The sequence below is a fragment of the Streptomyces sp. NPDC051051 genome (genome assembly GCF_040682975.1).
Classification (GTDB): Bacteria; Actinomycetota; Actinomycetes; order Streptomycetales; family Streptomycetaceae; genus Streptomyces.
This window is the reverse complement of sequence record NZ_JBFBCB010000003.1, coordinates 242185-262306: the sequence shown is the minus strand read 5'-3', so window position 1 is coordinate 262306 and position 20122 is coordinate 242185. Positions and strand designations below refer to the sequence as shown.

The window sequence follows — 20122 nt, the reverse complement described above, 5'->3', positions numbered from 1 at the left end:
CCGCTCGCCGGCTGCCGAGCGGGCCGAGCAGCTGGCGGAGCTGCGCGCGCACGGCACCGTCGAGTACTACCAGGAACCGGACCCCGGCCCGGCCGGCTCTCCCGTGCCCGCCGCCCGGCGACCGCGCTCAGCCGTGGTAGGCCGCGCGCATGATCTCCTGCATGTCGTCCAGCATGGGCATGCGGGGGTTGGCGGGCGCGCACTGGTCCTCGTAGGCGTTGAGCGCCTGCTGGGGCAGGGCCTCGGCGAAGGCCTTCTCGTCGACGCCGAGGGCCCGGAACGTCGGCTCGATGCCGACGGTCTCGCGCAGCCGCTCGACGGCCACGGCGAGGGACTCCACCCCCTCGGCGGGGGTCGCGGCGGGCAGACCCAGGGCACGCGCGATGTCCTGGAAGCGTTCGGGGGCCCGGTAGTTCTCGTACTTGGGCCAGCCGGTCAGCTTGGTCGGAACACTGCCGTTGTAGCGGATGACGTGCGGCAGCAGGACCGCGTTGGTGCGGCCGTGGGCGATGTGGAAGGTGGCGCCCAGCGTGTGGGACATGGCGTGGACGATGCCCAGGAAGGCGTTGCCGAAAGCCATTCCGGCGATGGTGCCGGCGTTGTGCATCTTCTCGCGGGCCTCGGGCGACGCGGCGCGGTCGTTCACCGCGGCCCCGATGTTGTCGAAGATCAGGCGGATCGCGTGCAGCGCGAGGCCGTCGGTGAAGTCGTTGGCGTAGACGGAGACGTACGCCTCGATGGCGTGGGTGAGGGCGTCGAAGCCGCTGTCGGCGGCCAGGGCCGGCGGCAGCGCGGTGGTGAGCAGCGGATCGACGATGGCCACGCTGGGGGTGAGCGCGTAGTCGGCCAGCGGGTACTTCTTGCCGGTCGCCGGGTCGGAGATGACGGCGAACGGCGTGACCTCGGCGCCGGTCCCCGAGGTGGTCGGCACGCACACCAGGCGGGCGAGCCTGCCGAGCGTCGGGAAGCGGAAGGCGCGCTTGCGGATGTCGGAGAACTTCTGCCGCATGTCGGCGAAGTCGATGTCCGGCTGCTCGTACAGCAGCCACATCACCTTCGCGGCGTCCATGGGCGAGCCGCCGCCGAGCGCGATGATCGTGTCCGGGCGGAAGTCCTCCATCAGGCGGGCGCCGCGCCGCACGGAGTCGATGCTGGGCTCGGGCTCCACGTTGTCGATGATCTGGAGGGTGACCGGTTCGCGGCGCCGCTGCAGGACACCGGTGATCCGGTCGACGAAGCCGAGCCGGGTCATGGTCGCGTCGGTGACGATCGTGACGCGGTGCACGTCCGGCATGGAGGTGAGGTAGCGGATGGCCTGCGGCTCGAAGTAGATCTTCGGCGGGACCTTGAACCACTGCAGGTTGTTGCGGCGGGTGGAGACCCGCTTGACGTTGAGCAGCTGGGCGGCGGAGACGTTGTTCGACACCGACGTGCTGCCCCACGAGCCGCAGCCGAGCGTCAGCGACGGCAGCAGGCCGTTGTAGATGCCGCCGATCGCGCCCTGCGAGGACGGGGCGTTGACGATGACCCGCACGGTCTTCATGCGCATGCCGTAGGCCTCCGCCACGGCGCGGTCCTCGGTGTGGACGACGGCGCTGTGGCCCTGGCCGTGGAACGCGACCATGTCGGCGGCCAGGTCGAAGCCGTGCCGCTCGTCCTCGGCGCGCAGCACCGCCAGCACCGGGCACAGCTTCTCCCGGGTCAGCGGCTCGTCCGGTCCCACGCGGCCGGCCTGCACGAGGATCAGCGAGGTGTGCTCCGGCACGGCGAACCCGGCCTGCTCGGCGATCCACGCCGGGCTCCGGCCGACGGCCGCCGCGTTGACCTTGGGCTCGCAGCCGGCCCCCGCCTTGTGGTCGACGGGGAAGAGGTACGCCTCCAGCTTCGCCTTCTCCTCCTCGGTGGCCAGGTGGGCGTGCAGGGTGCGGAACTCGGTCAGCGCCGCGTCGTAGATCTCGGTGTCCAGGATGACGGCCTGCTCGGAGGCGCAGATCATGCCGTTGTCGAAGGACTTCGACAGCACCAGGTCGTTGACGGCCCGGCGCAGCTTGGCGCTCCTGTGCACGTAGGCGGGGACGTTGCCCGCACCCACGCCCAGGGCCGGCTTGCCCGCCGAGTAGGCGGCCTTGACCATGGCGTTGCCTCCGGTGGCGAGGATCAGGGAGACGCCCGGGTGCCGCATCAGCGTGTCGGTCGCCTCGACCGAGGGGGCCTCGATCCACTGCACGCAGTGTTCGGGGGCGCCCGCGGCGACGGCCGCGTCGCGCACGATCCGGGCCGCTTCGGCGCTGCACCGCTGGGCGGAGGGGTGGAAGGCGAACACGACCGGGTTGCGGGTCTTGAGCGCCATCAGCGCCTTGAAGATCGTGGTGGAGGTCGGGTTGGTGACGGGAGTGATCGCGCACACCACACCGACCGGCTCGGCTATCTCGACCATGTCCTCGATGTCGTCACGGGCGATGACGCCGACGGTCTTCATGGGGCCCATGCTGTGGGTGACGTGCTCGCAGGCGAACATGTTCTTGGCCGCCTTGTCCTCGAAGACCCCCCGACCGGTCTCCTCCACCGCCAGGCGGGCCAGCGCGGTGTGCTGGTCCAGGGCGGCGACCGAGGCCTTCTTCACGATGTGGTCCACCTGCTCCTGGGTGAGGCTCTCGTAGTCGGCGAGGGCCTTGAGGCCAGCCGTGACCAGGCGGTCCACGGCGACCATGGTGTCGGAGGGGGCCTCGGTGCCGACCGCGGCCCTGGTCCGGGATTCGTGTCGGGTCATGGAAGAGCCTCCAGTGTCAGGGGTGCCGTGGACCCACGGCTCAGGGTCGCCGTGCGGGCACGACGGTGGCAGGGGCGGGAGCGACACCGCGGCGGGTGGCGCCGCTTCCTGACTCCACTGTGCTGTGGGCCGGGGTTCCGCCGCAGTCGCCGAAGGTCCCCTTCCGAGACCGTCCGGCCCGAACTCGCAGGGCCTGTCGGCCCGTTCGGTGCGGGCGCCTCATCGGGGTCCCGGGGATCCGGACGCGGCCGGCGCCGCGCAGTCGTCGACGCGGAACGTCAGCGCGTTCACCACGCCCACGACGCCTTCGAGCCGCCACGCCGCGCGCACGGCCTCCGGGACCTGGCTGCGCGCCTCCACGCGGCCGTCGAGGGTGACGACGCCGTCGCGGACGGAGACGAGGACGGCGTCGGGCGGCAGTCCCAGGGTCCTGCCGACGACCTCCTCGCTGACCTGACGGCTCAGGTCCTCGTCCGTGCGCAGGAAGACCCGGAGCAGATCCCGGCGGGTGGCGATGCCGATGAGACGGTCCTCCTCGTCCACGACGGGCAGCCGCTCGACGCCGCGGCGTTCCATCAGCCGGGCCGCGTCCGGGACGCTCTGTTCGGGGTGCACGGTGATCGCGGGGCTCGACATCAGGTCGGCGGCGGTGACAGCGCCGACCAGGCCGTGCCCGGACCGGCGCGCCTGGGCGCGCACCAGGTCGGTCCCGGAGACCACCCCGAGCACCTTGTCGTCGTCGTCGATCACCGGCAGTCCGCTGATCCGGTGGTGGTCGAGCAGCCGCACGACTTCCTTGAACGGCGTCGTCCGGCGTGCCTCGACGACGTCCCCGGTCATCACTTCGCCGACGGTGCGGTGTGTCACGGTGGTTCTCCTCACGGGCGTGGGCGGGGAGCGGGGAGCCGCATCGGCCCCCGCTCTCCGCCGGTTCGGGCACGGGCCCGCGGGCCCTACTGCTGCGGGCCGCCGCGCCACGGCGGCGGCGTGGCCGTCCTGCGGGTCACGTCTCCGCGGTGGGCGACGCGTTCGGTTCCGTCGCGCAGCCGGTCCTGCAGCCGGTCGGCGAGTTCGTGGGCGCTCGCCTCGCGGGCGTGGACGACCACGAGTTCGTTCCCCACCCGGATCTCGGCGGCGGCCGACCAGGGCAGTTCGACGTGGTGGGCCACGGCCCTGGCCACGCGGACCTCGCCGCTGACGGCCGGCAGCCCGCGCCGGTCGAGCGCGGCACCCACCTTCTCCCGCAGGTACGCGAGGGACTCCTCGTCCACGTCGCCCTCGGCGCGCACCCGCACGGTGGTGGTGACCTCGACCGCAGCCGTGTCCTTGGCGGTCATGTGATCCGCTCCTTGTGATCGTTCCGGTACACCTCAAGCCTGCTGCGCGCGGCGCCCCGGTCCCAGGGTCGGCCGACCCCGGTACCGGGGCCGAGGGTCCCGCTCACCTGCTGTCGCTGACGTCGGCCTCCTCCAGCGCCGCCCGTCCGGCCTCCAGGCGCGCCACCGGCACCCGGAAGGGCGAGCAGGAGACGTAGTCCAGGCCCGCGGCGTGGAAGAAGTGCACCGAGTCGGGGTCCCCACCGTGCTCGCCGCACACCCCGATCTTCAGCCCGGGCCGGGTGGCGCGGCCCTCGGCGACGGCGATCCCGATCAGCCGGCCCACGCCCTCCCGGTCGAGCGTCTCGAACGGGGAGACGGGGAAGACGCCCTTGTCGAGGTAGGCCGAGAAGAACTCCGCCTCCACGTCGTCCCGGGAGAAGCCCCAGGTGGTCTGGGTCAGGTCGTTGGTGCCGAAGGAGAAGAACTCCGCCTCCTCGGCGATCAGGCCGGCCGTCAGCGCCGCCCTGGGCAGTTCGATCATCGTTCCGACCGGGCAGTCGACGGAGACGCCCGACGTCGCGGAGACCTCGTCGAGCACGCGCCGCACCTCCTCGCGCACGATCCGCAGCTCACGGACGTCCCCCACGAGCGGGACCATGATCTCCGCCCGGGGGTCGCCGCCGGCCGACACCCGTCGTGCGACGGCCTCGCCGATCGCCCGCACCTGCATGGCGACCAGACCGGGCACCACCAGGCCGAGGCGCACGCCCCGCAGCCCGAGCATCGGGTTCTCCTCGTGCATGCGGTTCACCGCCGTCAGCAGTTCGACGTCGTGCGCGTCGGCCAGGTCACCGCGGGCCTCGACGGCGGCGATACGGACGGCGAGTTCGGTGTGGTCCGGCAGGAACTCGTGCAGCGGCGGGTCCAGCAGCCGGATGGTGACCGGCAGGCCGTCCATCGCCTCCAGGATGCGGGTGAAGTCCTCCCGCTGGAGCGGCAGGAGAGCCGCCAGGGCCCGCTCGCGCTCGACCTCCGTGCGGGCCAGGATCATCTCCTCCACCAGCTTGCGGCGCTCGCCGAGGAACATGTGCTCGGTGCGGCACAGGCCGATGCCCTGCGCGCCGAACCGGCGTGCGCGGGCGGCGTCCTCGGGGGTGTCGGCGTTGGCACGCACCTCCAGGCGCCGGACGGCGTCGGCCCGGCCCAGGGCACGGGCCACACCGTCGACCACGTCGGCCGCGTGGCCCTCCGCACGGCCGTCCTCCAGGAAGCGCATGACCGCCGAGTCGACCAGCGGCACCGCGCCCGCGTACACGGCTCCTGCGGAACCGTCCACGGAGACGACCGTGCCCTCCTCGACGACGGTGCCGTCGGGCGTGGCGAAGCGCCGCTCCTCGATGTCGACGGAGAGTTCCTCGGCGCCGCACACGCAGACCTTGCCCATGCCGCGGGCGACGACGGCCGCGTGGCTCGTCTTGCCGCCGCGGCTGGTGAGCACCGCCTGGGCGGCGATCATGCCGGGCAGGTCGTCGGGGGTGGTCTCCTGCCGGACGAGCACCACCTTCTCGCCGGCCGCGGCGCGCCGTACGGCCTCCGCGGACGAGAAGACCGCCGAGCCGACCGCGGCACCGGGCGACGCCGGGATGCCGTGGGCGAGCGGCTCACCGCCCGCCGAGGCGTCGAAGCGCGGGAACATCAGCCGGGCGAGACCCTCGCCGTTCACCCGGGCGAGGCCGTCGTCCGCGGTGATGAGCCCCTCGTCGGCCAGTGCGGCGGCGATGGCGAAGGCGGCCTCCGCGGTGCGCTTGCCCACCCGGGTCTGGAGCATCCACAGCGTGCCGCGCTCGACGGTGAACTCGATGTCGCACAGGTCCCGGTAGTGCCGCTCCAGCGTTTCCATGTGGTCGCGCAGCCGGGCGAACGCGTCCGGGTTCAGCCGGCCCAGTTCGTCGAGGGGGACGGTGTTGCGGATGCCGGCGACGACGTCCTCGCCCTGGGCGTTGGACAGGTAGTCGCCGTACAGGCCGGGGCGTCCGGTGGCCGGGTCGCGGGTGAAGGCGACGCCGCTGCCGGAGTCGGGACCGAGGTTGCCGAACACCATGCGCTGCACGTTGACCGCGGTGCCGAGGTCGTCGGCGATGTGCTCGCGGCGCCGGTAGACGCGGGCGCGTTCGCCGTTCCAGGACTCGAAGACGGCCAGGATCGCGCGGCGCAGTTGCTCGGCGGGGGGCTGCGGGAAGTCCTCGCCGGTCTCCCGGTGGATGATGTTCTTGTACGTCTCCACCAGCTGGGTGAGGTCGCCGGCGTCCAGGTGGACGTCGTCCCGGACCCCGCGCACGTCCTTCAGCGAAGCGATGGCCCGCTCGAAGTGCGCGGTGTCGACACCCATGACCGTGCTGCCGAACATCTGGACGAGACGGCGGTAGGAGTCCCAGGCGAAGCGCTCGCTGCCGGAGACCTTGGCCAGACCGAGGACGGACTCGTCGTTGAGACCGATGTCGAGGATCGTCTCCATCATGCCGGGCATGGAGAACCGGGCGCCGGAGCGGACGGACAGCAGCAGCGGATCGTCCGGCCGGCCCAGCAGCCGGCCCGCGGCGGCCTCGACGGCCGACAGGTGCGCGGAGACCTCCTCCCACATGCCCGCGGGCTCGCCGCCGGACTCCAGGAAGGCCCGGCAGGCCTCGGTGGTGATGGTGAACCCCGGGGGCACCGGCAGTCCGAGACGGGTCATCTCGGCCAGGTTCGCTCCCTTGCCGCCGAGCAGGCCGGCCATGTCACGGCCACCCTCGGTGAAGTCGTACACGTAACGCGCCATGACGCTGTGCTCCTCGGATGGGGGACGTGATGCTTCCAGCGTCGGTCCGGGAGCCGCCGCCCGCGAGGTGCCGGCGGTCCCGCCCGCGGGGGCCGGTCGGCCCCGGACCGGGTCTCGTCCCGCTCAGGGCCCAAAGGGCCGGTGTCCGGGCTGTTCGGCCCGGGGGCCGTCGGCCTCCACCTGGGGCAGGCTGGGGGTGTCAGCAGGTCCCACGGACCGGGAGGGATGCGTCATGCTTCACGACATCGCCGTAGGGGTCGACGGCTCGCCCGCGAGTCTCGCGGCCGCGCACTGGGCGGCCCGGGAAGCCGGACGCCGGGGCACCGGGCTCAGGATCGTGCACGCCTGGCACCGCCACCCGCGACCCGCACCGGACGTACCGCTGGACCGCACCGAGCACCAGTGGGCCGAACAGGTCCTGCGGGAGGCGGCCGCCGCCGTGCGCGCGGCGCATCCCGGTCTGCGGATCACCGAGCGCCTCGTGTGCGACGCCGCGGTGGCCGCCCTGATCGCCACCGCCGCCGAGACCGACCTGCTGGTCCTCGGGTCGCTGGGCCTGGGACCCGTGGGCGGGTTCGTGACGGGATCGGTGTCCCAGCGCGTGGTCGCCCGGTCCCCGAAGCCCGTGGTGCTGGTGCGGGCGGGCCGGGGCGAGGCGGGCGAGCACCTGCCGGCCGTGGACGGCATCGCACCGGAGGAGATCCCCGAGATCCCCTTCCGCCCGGTCGCCCTGGGACTGGACATCGGCCACCCCTGCGACGAACTCGTCGAGTTCGCCTTCGACGCCGCCCACCGCCGCGGCACCGGCCTGCGCGTGGTGCACGCCTTCCGCGTGCCGAACCGCCCCGCCTTCGACCCGGCGGAGACCGCCGCACCCGCCGTCGCCGAACCGGCGCCCGGCCCGGAGGCGCTGGCGGCCGAGGAAGGCGCCGTGGCCGCCGTGCTGCGCCCCTGGCGGGAGAAGTACCCGACCGTCCGCGTGACCGAGACGGTGGGCGAGGGACGGGCCGCCGCCGCGCTGGTGCACGCCGCGCAGCACGCCGGGCTCCTCGTGGTGGGCCGCCGGGCGAGCGGCCACCGCCTCGGCGCCCACACGGGGCCGGTGGCGCACGCCGCCCTGCACCACGTGGCCTGTCCCGTCGCCGTGGTCCCGCACGACTGAACCCGGCGCCGCCCTCGGCCCCGCCCCCGTCGCCGGACCGCACCGACGCCCGCCGCGACCGTACCGATCCCGCCGCGACCGGACCCGATCCCTGCCACACCCGCACCCACCCCCGCCCCGACTCGACCCGGCCCCCGCTCCGCCTCCGTAGGGCGCCCGGTGGTCCGGACCGTCCGACCCTCCGCCGCCAGCCGCGACTTCCGCGGTCGGCGGCGGACCGCTGCCCGCACCCGCCGTCGCCCCGGCCGGAACGCCGGCGGCACGAAGGACACCGCCGGAGCCGGGTCGCGCGGGGACCGAAGGTCCCGGAACAGCGGGGCCGGGCGGGACCCGCGCGTGCACTGACCGGCACTGCCCGCCGCAGGCCGGGACGAGCAACATCGACAGGGAGACAACGGCTCACCGAGAGGACCCGTGATGACCACGACGATGACAGCCGGCCCCCGGACCGCCGACGCCTGGCGGGAGTTCCGCGGCGGCACCTGGCGCGAACGCATCGACGTGCGCGACTTCATCCAGGCCAACTACACCCCGTACGAGGGCGACGCGGCCTTCCTGACCGGTCCCACGGACCGTACCCGGGCCGTCTGGGAGAAGGTCAGCGCGCTGTTCCCCGAGGAGCGTGAGCGCGGCATCCTCGACGTGGACACCGCGACCCCCTCGACGATCACCTCGCACGCCCCCGGCTGGATCGACCGCGACCGCGAGCTGATCGTCGGCCTGCAGACCGACGCCCCGCTCAAGCGCGCGATCATGCCGAACGGCGGCCTGCGCATGGTGCAGAACGGCCTGAAGGCGTACGGCTACGAGGCCGACCCGTTCGTGGACAAGGTCTTCGGGACCTACCGCAAGACCCACAACGACGGTGTCTTCGACGCCTACACCCCCGCCATGAAGGCGGCCCGCAGGGTCGGCATCATCACCGGACTCCCCGACGCGTACGGCCGCGGCCGCATCATCGGCGACTACCGGCGCGTCGCGCTGTACGGCACCGACCGGCTGATCGAGGCCAAGCGCGCCGAACGCGCGGGGCTCGACGCCCGGCCGTCGAGCGAACACGTCATCCGGGACCGCGAGGAACTGGCCGAGCAGGTCCGGGCGCTGACCGAGCTGACCCGCATGGCGGCCACCTACGGCTGCGACGTCTCCCGGCCGGCGGCCACCGCGCAGGAGGCCGTGCAGTGGCTGTACCTCGGCTACCTGGCGGCGGTGAAGGAGCAGAACGGCGCGGCGATGTCGCTCGGGCGCACCTCCACCTTCCTGGACGTCTACCTCCAGCGGGACCTGGACGAGGGACACCTCGACGAGACCCGGGCCCAGGAGCTGATCGACGACTTCGTCATCAAGCTGCGGATCGTCCGGTTCCTGCGCACCCCCGAGTACGACGCCCTGTTCTCCGGCGACCCGACGTGGGTGACGGAGTCGATCGGCGGCATCGGCGCGGACGGCCGCCCCCTGGTCACCCGCACATCCTTCCGCTTCCTGCAGACCCTGTACAACCTCGGACCCGCCCCCGAGCCGAACCTGACCGTGCTGTGGTCGCCGCGGCTGCCGGAGGGCTTCAAGGAGTTCTGCGCGCAGGTCTCCATCGACACCAGCGCCGTCCAGTACGAGTCGGACGAGCTGATGCGCCCGCGCACCGGCGACGACACGGCGATCGCCTGCTGCGTCTCCGCGATGGCGGTGGGCCGGCAGATGCAGTTCTTCGGCGCCCGCGTCAACCTCGCCAAGGCACTGCTGTACGCCGTCAACGGCGGCCGGGACGAGATGACCGGCGACCAGATCACCCCCGAGATGCCCCCGCTGACGGGCGAGTACCTCGACTACGAGGAACTGACGGCGGCCTACGACAGGGTCCTGGACTGGCTGGCACAGACCTACGTCGACGCGCTCAACGTCATCCACTACATGCACGACAAGTACGCCTACGAGCGCATCGAGATGGCCCTGCACGACTACCCGGTCCACCGCTTCATGGCCTGCGGCATCGCCGGCCTCTCGGTCGCCGCCGACAGCCTGTCCGCCGTGAAGCACGCCCGGGTGCAGGTCATCCGGGACGCCACCGGGCTGGCCGTGGACTTCCGCACCGAGGGCGAGTTCCCGGCCTACGGCAACAACGACGACCGTGCCGACGCCCTCGCCGTCGACCTGGTGGAGTCGTTCATGGCGAAGGTGCGCAAGCACCCCACCTACCGGGACGCCGAGCACACCCAGTCGGTCCTGACCATCACCTCCAACGTCGTCTACGGCAAGCACACCGGCAACACCCCCGACGGCCGACGGGCCGGACAGCCCTTCGCGCCGGGCGCCAACCCGATGAACGGCCGGGACCGGCACGGTGTGGCCGCCTCGGCCCTCTCGGTGGCCAAGCTGCCGTACGAAGCGGCGCGGGACGGCATCTCGCTGACGACGACGATCACCCCCGAGGGGCTGGGGCACGTCCCCGAGGAGCGCGCCGGGCACCTGGTCGGCATCCTCGACGGCTACATGTCCGCCGGAGGGTTCCACATGAACGTCAACGTCCTGAACCGCGCCACGCTCGAGGACGCGATGGCCCACCCCGAGAAGTACCCGGAGCTGACGATCCGGGTCTCGGGATACGCCGTCAACTTCGTCCGCCTGACGCGCGAGCAGCAGCTCGACGTGATCAGCCGTACCTTCCACGGATCGCTGTGAGCACCGCCGTCGGCCGCACGAAGGGCCGGATCCACTCCTGGGACCTGTCCACCGGCGTGGACGGTCCCGGGACCCGGTTCGTCCTCTTCGTCAGCGGCTGCCCGCTGCGCTGCCTGTACTGCGCCAACCCGGACACCTGGCACATGCGGGACGGGCGGGAGGCGACCGTCGACGAGGTGATGGCCGAGATCGACAAGTACCGGGCGTTCATCACCGCGGCCGGCGGCGGAGTCACCCTCACCGGCGGGGAGCCCCTGCTCCAGCCCGCGCTGACCGGCGCCGTGCTGCGCCGCTGCAAGGAGGCCGGACTGCACACGGCGCTGGACACCTCCGGGTTCCTGGGTGCCCGCGCGACGGACGAGCTGCTCGCCGACGTCGATCTGGTGCTGCTGGACATCAAGTCCTTCGACGTCCCCACCTACCGGAAGCTGACCGGCGGCGAGGTGGCCCCCACTCTCAACTTCGCCACCCGCCTCGACCGGCTGGGCAAGCGGATGTGGGTCCGGTACGTGCTGGTCCCCGGCTGGACCGACGACCCCGAGGCCGTCGACGGGCTGGCACGCTTCCTGTCCGGCCTCGACAGCGTCGAGCGGGTCGACGTCCTGCCCTTCCACAAGCTCGGGGCGGCCAAGTACGACGCCCTGGGCATCCCCTTCCCGCTGCGGGACACACCCGTCCCCGACGCGGCCCTGGTGGACCGGGTCCGCGGCCAGTTCCGCGCGCACGGGCTGACGGCCCACTGACCGGCGCCTTCGTCGAGCCGCGGGCCGGCCCGGGAGGCGAGAAGGGCCGTTGGGCCCAAGCGCGGACCGATGCCGGGGCCGTTCGACCCTAGTCGGGCGGGGGTCCCCTCCGGCGATCATGTGGCAGCGGCCGGGAGTGCCGCGCCATCCACCGTGCACAGGGCCCCGCCCTGCCATCGCTGCGACCCGTGCGTGCTTCCCGGCCCCTGAGCCACAGGAACAGATGGGGAGGACGCCGTCCGATGGACGAGGCGCAGTTGGACCAGGTGACACACGCGGGAGACGCACCGAGGCGTCCCGCGCCCCGCGAGGCCGGCCCGGCCGTGCGGACGGCGGCCCGGCCGGCCGGGCCGTCCTGGGCGGAGTGGCTGACGACCACCGACCACAAGAAGATCGGGACGCTGTACCTGGTCACCGCGTTCGTGTTCTTCGTCGTCGGCGGCGTGATGGCCCTGCTGATGCGCGCGGAACTCGCCCGCCCCGGGCTGCAGATCATGTCGAACGAGCAGTTCAACCAGGCGTTCACGATGCACGGCTCGATCATGCTGCTGATGTTCGCCATGCCGCTGTTCACCGGCTTCGCCAACTGGATCATGCCGTTGCAGATCGGCGCCCCGGACGTGGCCTTCCCCCGGCTGAACATGCTGGCCTACTGGCTGTTCCTGTTCGGGTCGTCGATCGCGGCGTTCGGCTTCCTCACCCCCGAGGGCGCGGCCGACTTCGGGTGGTTCCTGTACGCCCCGCTGTCCGACGCCGTCCACTCACCCGGGGTCGGATCCGACATGTGGATCATGGGCGTCGCGCTCTCCGGCTTCGGCTCCATCCTGGGCGCGGTCAACTTCATCACCACCATCATCTGCATGCGCGCACCCGGCATGACCATGTTCCGCATGCCGATCTTCACCTGGAACGTGCTGCTGACCGCCGTGCTCATCCTGCTGGTGTTCCCGGTGCTGGCGGCGGCCCTCTTCGCCCTGGAGTGCGACCGCAAGTTCGGCAGCCACATCTTCGACGCGGCCAACGGCGGCGCGCTGCTGTGGCAGCACCTGTTCTGGTTCTTCGGCCACCCCGAGGTGTACATCCTGGCGCTGCCGTTCTTCGGGATCGTCTCCGAGGTGATACCGGTGTTCGCGCGCAAGCCGATGTTCGGGTACATGGGCCTGATCGGCGCCACCATCGCCATCGCCGGCCTGTCGGTGACGGTCTGGGCGCACCACATGTACGTCACCGGCGGTGTGCTGCTGCCGTTCTTCTCCTTCATGACGTTCCTGATCGCGGTGCCCACCGGGGTGAAGTTCTTCAACTGGATCGGCACGATGTGGAAGGGCAGTCTCTCCTTCGAGACGCCGATGCTGTGGACGACGGGCTTCCTGATCACGTTCGTCTTCGGCGGACTGACCGGCGTCATCCTCGCCTCGCCGCCCATGGACTTCCACCTGTCCGACTCGTACTTCGTGGTGGCGCACTTCCACTACACGGTGTTCGGCACGGTCGTGTACGCCATGTTCGCCGGATTCCACTTCTGGTGGCCGAAGTTCACCGGCAAGATGCTCGACGAACGCCTCGGCAAGATCACCTTCTGGACCCTCACGGTCGGCTTCCACCTCACCTTCCTGATCCAGCACTGGCTCGGCACCGAGGGCATGCCGCGCCGCTACGCCGACTACCTGGCCGCCGACGGGTTCACCGCCCTCAACACCCTGTCCACGATCGGCTCGTTCCTGCTGGGCCTGTCGATCCTGCCGTTCTTCTACAACGTGTGGAAGACCGCCAGGTACGGCAAGCCGGTCCAGGTCGACGACCCGTGGGGCTACGGCCGTTCCCTGGAGTGGGCGACCTCCTGCCCGCCGCCGCGCCACAACTTCACCTCGCTCCCGCGGATCCGCTCCGAGTCACCGGCGTTCGACCTGCACCACCCGGAGATCGCCGAGACCGAAACGGCGGCGTGAGCCGTGGCACAGCCCGTCCTGGCCCTGGGCACCGCCCTGGTGACCGCCGCCGGCTGCGTCTGGTACCTGCCCGCCCTCGCGGAGGTGCGGGCGGGCGCCGACCGGCCCGACTCCCGCCGCAGCGCGGCGGCCGCCTGCTTGAGCGGATGGACCACGGTCGCGGGCCTTGCCGTGCTGCTGCTGGTCGCCGGGACGTGGTGGCCGCCCGTGGCCGCGGCCGGATCGGGCGCGGCCGTCACGGCCGGTCTCCGGATCCGCGCGGCCGCGCAGCGCCGGCGTGAGGCGCGGGAGACCCTGCGCGACTGGGCGCTGCTGGGCCAGGACCCGCCCCGGTCCGCCCGCCACCACTGCGCCACCCTCTTCGTCACCCTCCTGGGCGTCGGCCTGGCCGCCGCGGCGGGCTCGGCGGTCCTCGTGACGGCCGGCGGCGCCGGCCGGACCTGGGCGGTGGTCGCCGCCCCCGCCGGGCTCACGGGCCTGTTCCTGGCCGTCGCGATCGTCTGGGCGGGTCCGGCCCGCCGCGGTGCCCGGGACCTCTCGGGGCAGCGGCGGCGAGACCGGTGACGAACGGTCCGGACGGTGTCACCGTCCGGGCCCTGTGCCGTGGCCGAGCGCGCGGCGACCGGCCGCGCCCCGGTCTCACCGGCGGTGCATGGCCTCCAGCGCGGCGGCCAGCACGTGCGGATCGTGGTGGCCCTTGTAGACCTCGGGCGGCCCCGAGGGCAGGCCGAGGAGCTGGGCCACGGCCGTCCACGCGGTGCGCACCGAGTACTCGACGGTGAAGACGACGTCGTCGGGCACCTCGGCGAACTGGCCGATGAAGGCGAGGTTGACCGAGCCGTCCGGGACGACCTTCGGGCGGTCGTGGCGGCGACGGGCCAGGAACTGACTGGTGATGTACGGCATGAGGCACGGCACGACGGTGGAGGTCTTCAGGACCCGGTCCCGCACCGCCTCGTCGAACGGCAGGTGGTGCAGCACCTCTTCGAGGATCTCCCGGCCGGAACACATCGTCATCGGCTTCGGCGTGTGGTTGCCCGCACGGCCCGGGAACAGGCTGTAGCCCCACCACACCGAGACGCCGTCGGGCTGGTCGCGGTAGACGGGCTGACGCTGGGCGACGAGGGTGAGCAGCCAGTTGGAGCCGGTGAAGGTCATCAGGCCGCCCCGGCCGGTCTCGCGGCCGCTGAACTCCGCGAGCGCGTCCAGGAAGGCGGGGTCCTCGGCGGTGACCGTGAACGACTCCCAGCGGGACTCCTTGACGCGCTTGTCGAAGGCGGCCGGGTTCCCGAAGTCGGCACGGCCGCGGGACAGTCGGTGCCACAGCAGCCAGGAGTCCGAGCGGTGGGGGTGCGCGGGCGGCGCGGCGGTGTGGGAGCCGAGGCTGGAGGCGTCGGTCATGGACCCGTTGGTCACCAGGACCAGGTCCTCGGGGGCCACGGCGATCTTCTCGTCCCGTCCGTGCCGGGAGAGGTGGATGGTCTCGACCGTGGTGCCGCGGTGCCCCGGCGCGAGTCCGAGGTCGGTGACGCGGCAGCCGGTGTGCACGGTGACGCCCCGTTCGCGCAGCCACGTGCTCAGCGGGCGCACGAGGGAGTCGTACTGGTTGTAGCGGGTGCGCTGGATGCCGGACATGGAGCCGAACTCGGGGAAGAGGTGGACGAAGCGCCTGAGGTAGCGGCGGAACTCGATCGCGCTGTGCCAGGGCTGGAAGGCGAACGTGGTGCACCACATGAACCAGAAGTTCGTGGTGAAGAAGTGCTCGCCGAAGCAGTCGCTGATCCGCTTGCCGTCGAAGTGTCCCTCGGGCGCGGCCAGACAGCGCACCAGGTCCAGGCGGTCGCGTTCGGAGAACCCCATCGAGCGGGTGTCGACGATCTTCCCGTCCCCGTCGACGAGCCGCGCGATGTCGTCCCAGGCGAACTCCTCGTGCCCGGAGAGGATCTCCTCCGTGACCGACACCGAGGGGTCGTCGAGGGAGGGAATGCCGGACAGCAGGTCGTACGTGCAGCGGTACTCGGCCTCGAACATCCGCCCGCCGCGCATGGTGTAGCCGGCTTCGGGCGTGCCGCCCGCGTCCAGGCTGCCGCCGATGTCGCGCTGCTCCTCGAAGAGGTGGATGTCCGCACCGTCGAACCCGCCCTCGCGGATCAGGAACGTGGCCGCGGCGAGCGCCGCCATCCCGCTGCCCACCAGATACGCCTTGGCCATCGCACACCACTCCTCGTTCCGGTCACCTGGTCGGTGATCCACGGCCACAGCCTCTCCCGCGCCGGCCGGCGCCGTCAGGGGGCCGTTGGTCACCGGTGCGGTCCGAACGGCCCCGGCCCCGCCGTCGGGCGGGCACGCGAAAGGCCCGGCCGGTTCACCGGCCGGGCCTTTCGCGCGCCGCGGCCCCGGGCCCCGGCGCGTCCCGCTGTCAGGCCGCCGTGCCGGGCAGCCACAGGTCGGGACCGAAGACCTCGTAGCGGATGCTGCGTGCCGGAACCCCGGCGCGCAGCAGCTGTGCGCGTGCCTCGCGCATGAACGGCAGCGGGCCGCACAGGAACACCGTGGAACCGGCGGGCACGTCGATGCCGTCGAGGTTCATCAGGCCTTCGCGGGCGTCGGGTTCCTCCGCACCGGGACGCTCGTACCAGAACACGGCGCGCGCGTTCGGCAGCCGCTCGACGAGCCCGCGGGTGTCGGCGCGCAGGGCGTGGTCGGCGGGGGAGCGGTCGGCGTGCAGGACGAGCACCGGGCGGATCGAACCCAGGGCTTCGAGGTGGGCCAGGATGCCGGTCATGGGGGTGCCGCCGATGCCCGCGGAGACCAGCGTGACCGGGGCGCCGGCGTCGGCCGGGTCGTCGAGGAAGACATCGCCGAAGGGCGCGGAGAGCGTCAGCTCGTCGCCTTCGCGGACCTGCTCGTGGAGCAGGCCGGAGACCTCGCCGTCCGGCGTCCCGGCCGTCCCGGCGACCCGCTTGACGGTGATCCGCCGCAGGTCGCCGCCCGGGTCGCCGGACAGGCTGTACTGGCGCAGCTGGTGCACGCCGTCGGCCATCCGGACCCGGACGCTCACGTACTGGCCCGCCCGCGCGCGCGGCGCCGGCCGGCCGTCGGCGGGACGGAGCAGGAAGGACACCACGTCCGGGGTCTCGGTCCGGCGCTCGACGACCGTCCACTGCCGCCACACCTTGCCGGGCTCCACGCCCGCGTCCTGGTACAGGCGGGCCTCCCGGCCGATCAGGGCGCCTGCCATCAGCCAGTAGACCTCGTCCCAGGCGGCCGCCACCTCCGCGGTGACGGCGTCGCCGAGGACCTCGGCTATCGCGCCGAAGAGGTACTTGTGCACGATGGTGTACTGGTCGTCGGTGACACCGACGGCGGCGTGCTTGTGGGCGATGCGGTCCAGCAGGGTGTCCGGGCGGGTGTCCGGGTCGTCGAGGAGCGCGGTGGCGAACCCGGCGATCGAACCGGCGAGGGCGCGGCGCTGTGCTCCGCTGGCCTGGTTGCCGCGGTTGAACATCCCGTCGAGCAGTTCGGGCCGGTCGCGGAACATCGCGCCGTAGAAGCGGGTGGTGATCTCGTCGAGCGCGCCGGCCACGGCGGGCAGGGTCGCACGGATCACGGCGGCGGATTCTGCGGACAGCATGGAGCCTCCCGGGCAGGGGACGAGGGGGAAGTGCGCCGCGTCGCGTCGGGCGGCCCCTTCTGTGTAGCAGGCACCCGGCCGTGTTCCGGCGCTGTTTCGCGCCACCGGGCGAAGCAGGGCCGAACGGCCCTGCGGTTCGGGCACATCGGCCCCCGCGGTCCGCTCCGTCCCGGGGCCGATCGGCCCCGGGACGGCCTCCCGCCCGGCCCTGTCCGGTGCGCCCCGCCGGGGTGCACGCCGGCGCCCTACCGGTCGCTGCACCACGTCCGGTACGCGGCCACGGCCGTCGGCAGGGTGGGGAAGACGCGGTCGCGGCCCACGGTCTCGGTGAGGCCGTACGCCGTCAGGTCGTCCAGCAGGTCCTGCTTGACGCGGGCCAGGGCGAAGACGATGCCGCGGTGGGTGAGTTCGCGGCGCAGGGCGTCCAGCGCGTCCAGCGCGGTGATGTCGACCTCCACGTTGGCCTCGGCGTTCAGGACGAACCAGCGGACCGGCTCCGGCTGCTCGTCGACGGCGGCCAGGGCGCGGTGGCGGAAGTCCTCGGCGTTGGCGAAGAAGAGGGGGGAGTCGTAGCGGTAGACCAGCAGACCGGGGATCGTGCGGGCCTGCGGGTAGTCGTCGACGTCGTGCATGCCCGCGACACCGGGAACCAGACCCTGGACGGCGTCGTGCGGGCGGGCCACCCGGGAGAGCAGCTCGGCCACGGACAGGCCGACGGCGACCAGCACGCCGTACAGGATGTCCAGGGCGAGGACCCCGGTCAGGCAGCCGAGCGCCAGCAGGAGTTCGCGGCGCCGGAAGGACGCCAGGCGCCGGAACCCCGCCAGGTCGATCATGCGCACGGCCGCGTAGACGACGAGCGCGCCGAGGACCACCGTGGGGGTCCGGGACAGCAGCGGGCTCAGGAACAGCAGCACGCAGAGGACGCCCGCCCCGGCGACCAGTGAGTACGCCTGACTGCTCGCGCCGGCCGAGGAGGCGAGCGCGGTGCGGCTGGCACTGCTGCTGACCGGAAAGCCGTGCAGTGCGCCGGCGCCCAGGTTGGCGGCCCCGAGGGCGAGGAACTCCTGGTTGGCGTCGAGCCCGGGGCCCCCCTCGTCGCGCCGGGCGTAGGCGCGCGCGGTGAGGATGAAGTCGGTGTAGCCGACCAGGAGGACCCCGACGGCGGGAAGCACCAGCCGGGGCAGGTCCGTCAGGCTCGGCAGGGCCGCGGCGGGCAGGCCCGAGGGGACGTCGCCGATCACCTCGATGCCGAACCGGTCGTCCAGGTCGAAGAGGGAGACCGCCGCCGTTCCGGCCACCACGACGAGCAGGGGACCGGGGACGGCACGGAAGAGCCGGGCCACGGTGAAGAGGACGACGAGCGCCACGGCGGCGCCCAGCACCGTGGCCGTGTGCGCGTCCCCCACGTGCGTGACGGACGACCACAGCTGGGGGAAGAAGGCGGACCCCGTCGTGCGGACACCGGTCAGCCTGGGCAGTTGGTCCACGATCATGATCAGCGCCACGCCGCCCAGGTAGCCGATCAGCACCGGCCGGGACAGCAGGTCCGCGACGAAGCCGAGCCGCGCCGCCCACGCCAGCACGCACAGCAGGCCGACCGCGACGGCCAGGGTGGCGGCCAGCGCCGCGTACCGGGCCGGATCGCCCGCGGTGAGCGGCCCCACCACGGTCGCCGTCATCAGCGCGGTCGTCGATTCCGGGCCGACCGACAGCAGGCGGGACGAGCCGAACACGGCGTACAGGGCGAGCGCGGGCAGGATCGCCCACAGTCCGGCGACCGGCGGCAGGCCGGCCACACCGGCGTACGCCATCACCTGGGGCACGAGATACGCGGCCACGGTCACCCCGGCCAGCACGTCGCCCTTCAGCCACGCGCGCCGGTAGCCGCGCAGCGCACCGAGGCCGGGCAGCAGACGGCGCCACCCGTGGCCGTGGCGGACGGAACTCTCGGACATGGTCCTCCTCGGGCCGAAGGATCTCACGGACGCCGGCGCCCCCGGGCCGGCCGCACGCGGCGGTGCGACGCGGTGCCGCCCGTGGCCCCGGGGCCCTTCGGCCCCCGACCGGGGACCTGCGGTCTCTGCACCGCCCCCGCTCCCGGCGCCACCCTGGGGCCCGAACCCCGATCCCCGCGGTGGACAAGGAGCGGACACCATGAACGCATCGGTCGAGCGAGCCCTCGGCGCGCCCGTGGTCGTGGGCGTGGACGGGTCGGAGCCGAGCCTGCGCGCCGTCGACTGGGCGGCCGACGAGGCGGTGCTGCGCGGTGTGCCGCTGCGGGTCGTGCACGCCTGCCTCTGGGAGCGGTACGAGGGCGCCGCACTCGCCCGCGACACCGGCCGGCCGACCGCGCCGCCCCTGCCCCAGGACGTCGTCGGCGCCGCCGCGCAGCGGGCCCGCGACCGGCGTCCCGGCCTGCGGGTGAACGCCGACGTGGTGTTCGAGGAGCCCGAGCACGCCCTCCTGCGCGAGGGACGCGGCGCCTCCGCGCTCGTCGTGGGGACCCGCGGCCGCGGCGCCGTCACCGAGCTGCTGCTCGGCTCCGTCGGCCTGGCCGTCGCCGCCCGCGCCGACTGCCCGGTGATCGTGCTGCGCGGCACCCACGACAACCAGGCGGCGCGTCCCGTGCGCGGCCGCGTCGTGGTCGGCGTGGGCGAGCACGCGAAGGACTCGGCGGCCGTACGGTTCGCCGCCGAGGAGGCCCGGCGCCGCGGCGTGCCGCTGGACGCCGTACGGGCCTGGCGGTGCCCCGCGCACGAGAACACCGGCCGTGCCCGGCCGGCCGGTGACTCCGCCCGCCCCCGCGAGGAACGGGCGGGCGGCGACCTGGAGGCGGCCCTGCGGGACGCCCCCGGGGACGTCGACGTGCGACGGCGCACCGTCGAGGGCCCCGCCCGCCAGGTCCTGCTCGACGCCTCACGCGAGGCCGACCTGCTGGTGGTCGGGGCCACTCGCCATGAGGGGCGCTTCGGTCTCCGGCTCGGCCGGGTCGCCCGGGCGGCGCTGCGCCGCTCCGCCTGCCCGGTGGCGGTCGTACCGCACCGGTGA

Annotated in this window: 13 protein-coding genes; 6 read left to right on the top strand and 7 right to left on the bottom strand. The window is 73.1% G+C overall.

Annotation, left to right across the window (positions count from 1 at the left end; genetic code table 11):
- Positions 1-127: 127 nt before the first annotated feature.
- The 4 genes from adhE to ppdK all read right to left on the bottom strand — a co-directional run bounded on the left by adhE (position 128) and on the right by ppdK (position 6907).
- Positions 128-2770, bottom strand: a complete 2643-nt coding sequence (adhE, locus tag AB0N31_RS04380; protein WP_366056829.1) for a bifunctional acetaldehyde-CoA/alcohol dehydrogenase — start codon at positions 2768-2770, stop codon at positions 128-130.
- Between the two features lie 219 nt (positions 2771-2989).
- On the bottom strand, positions 2990-3637 hold the full coding sequence (locus AB0N31_RS04375) for a CBS domain-containing protein (RefSeq protein WP_366056828.1): 648 nt from the start codon (positions 3635-3637) through the stop codon (positions 2990-2992).
- A gap of 86 nt (positions 3638-3723) precedes the next feature.
- Positions 3724-4107 (bottom strand): hypothetical protein, encoded by a 384-nt coding sequence (locus AB0N31_RS04370; protein ID WP_366056827.1) that lies wholly within the window; start codon positions 4105-4107, stop codon positions 3724-3726.
- Between the two features lie 103 nt (positions 4108-4210).
- On the bottom strand, positions 4211-6907 hold the full coding sequence (gene ppdK, locus AB0N31_RS04365) for a pyruvate, phosphate dikinase (RefSeq protein ID WP_366056826.1): 2697 nt from the start codon (positions 6905-6907) through the stop codon (positions 4211-4213).
- A gap of 232 nt (positions 6908-7139) precedes the next feature.
- Between ppdK and AB0N31_RS04360 the strand changes: the two genes are divergently transcribed.
- The 5 genes from AB0N31_RS04360 to AB0N31_RS04340 all read left to right on the top strand — a co-directional run bounded on the left by AB0N31_RS04360 (position 7140) and on the right by AB0N31_RS04340 (position 14001).
- Positions 7140-8069, top strand: coding sequence for a universal stress protein (locus AB0N31_RS04360; RefSeq protein ID WP_366056825.1), 930 nt, complete (start codon positions 7140-7142; stop codon positions 8067-8069).
- 417 nt (positions 8070-8486) lie between these two features.
- Positions 8487-10745 (top strand): formate C-acetyltransferase, encoded by a 2259-nt coding sequence (pflB, locus tag AB0N31_RS04355; RefSeq protein WP_366056824.1) that lies wholly within the window; start codon positions 8487-8489, stop codon positions 10743-10745.
- The gene (pflA, locus tag AB0N31_RS04350; protein WP_366056823.1) at positions 10742-11488 is read left to right on the top strand and encodes a pyruvate formate-lyase-activating protein; all 747 of its coding nucleotides are present in this window, start codon (positions 10742-10744) and stop codon (positions 11486-11488) included. Before pflB ends, pflA begins: the two co-directional genes overlap by 4 nt.
- 242 nt (positions 11489-11730) lie before the next feature.
- Positions 11731-13437, top strand: a complete 1707-nt coding sequence (gene ctaD, locus AB0N31_RS04345; RefSeq protein WP_366056822.1) for a cytochrome c oxidase subunit I — start codon at positions 11731-11733, stop codon at positions 13435-13437.
- A 3-nt stretch (positions 13438-13440) separates the two neighbouring features.
- A complete protein-coding gene (locus AB0N31_RS04340; protein WP_366056821.1) occupies positions 13441-14001 on the top strand; it encodes a hypothetical protein in 561 nt (186 codons plus the stop codon).
- 75 nt (positions 14002-14076) lie between these two features.
- Here AB0N31_RS04340 and AB0N31_RS04335 read toward each other — a convergent pair whose 3' ends face one another.
- The 3 genes from AB0N31_RS04335 to sulP form a co-directional block, all read right to left on the bottom strand.
- Positions 14077-15690, bottom strand: coding sequence for an oleate hydratase (locus AB0N31_RS04335; protein ID WP_366056820.1), 1614 nt, complete (start codon positions 15688-15690; stop codon positions 14077-14079).
- Between the two features lie 166 nt (positions 15691-15856).
- Positions 15857-17071 carry a globin domain-containing protein gene (locus AB0N31_RS04330; protein ID WP_366056819.1) on the bottom strand — a complete coding sequence of 405 codons (1215 nt, stop codon included), beginning with the start codon at positions 17069-17071 and terminating at the stop codon, positions 15857-15859.
- A gap of 245 nt (positions 17072-17316) precedes the next feature.
- The gene (sulP, locus tag AB0N31_RS04325; RefSeq protein ID WP_366056818.1) at positions 17317-19029 is read right to left on the bottom strand and encodes a sulfate permease; all 1713 of its coding nucleotides are present in this window, start codon (positions 19027-19029) and stop codon (positions 17317-17319) included.
- 199 nt (positions 19030-19228) lie between these two features.
- Between sulP and AB0N31_RS04320 the strand changes: the two genes are divergently transcribed.
- Positions 19229-20122, top strand: coding sequence for a universal stress protein (locus AB0N31_RS04320; RefSeq protein ID WP_366056817.1), 894 nt, complete (start codon positions 19229-19231; stop codon positions 20120-20122).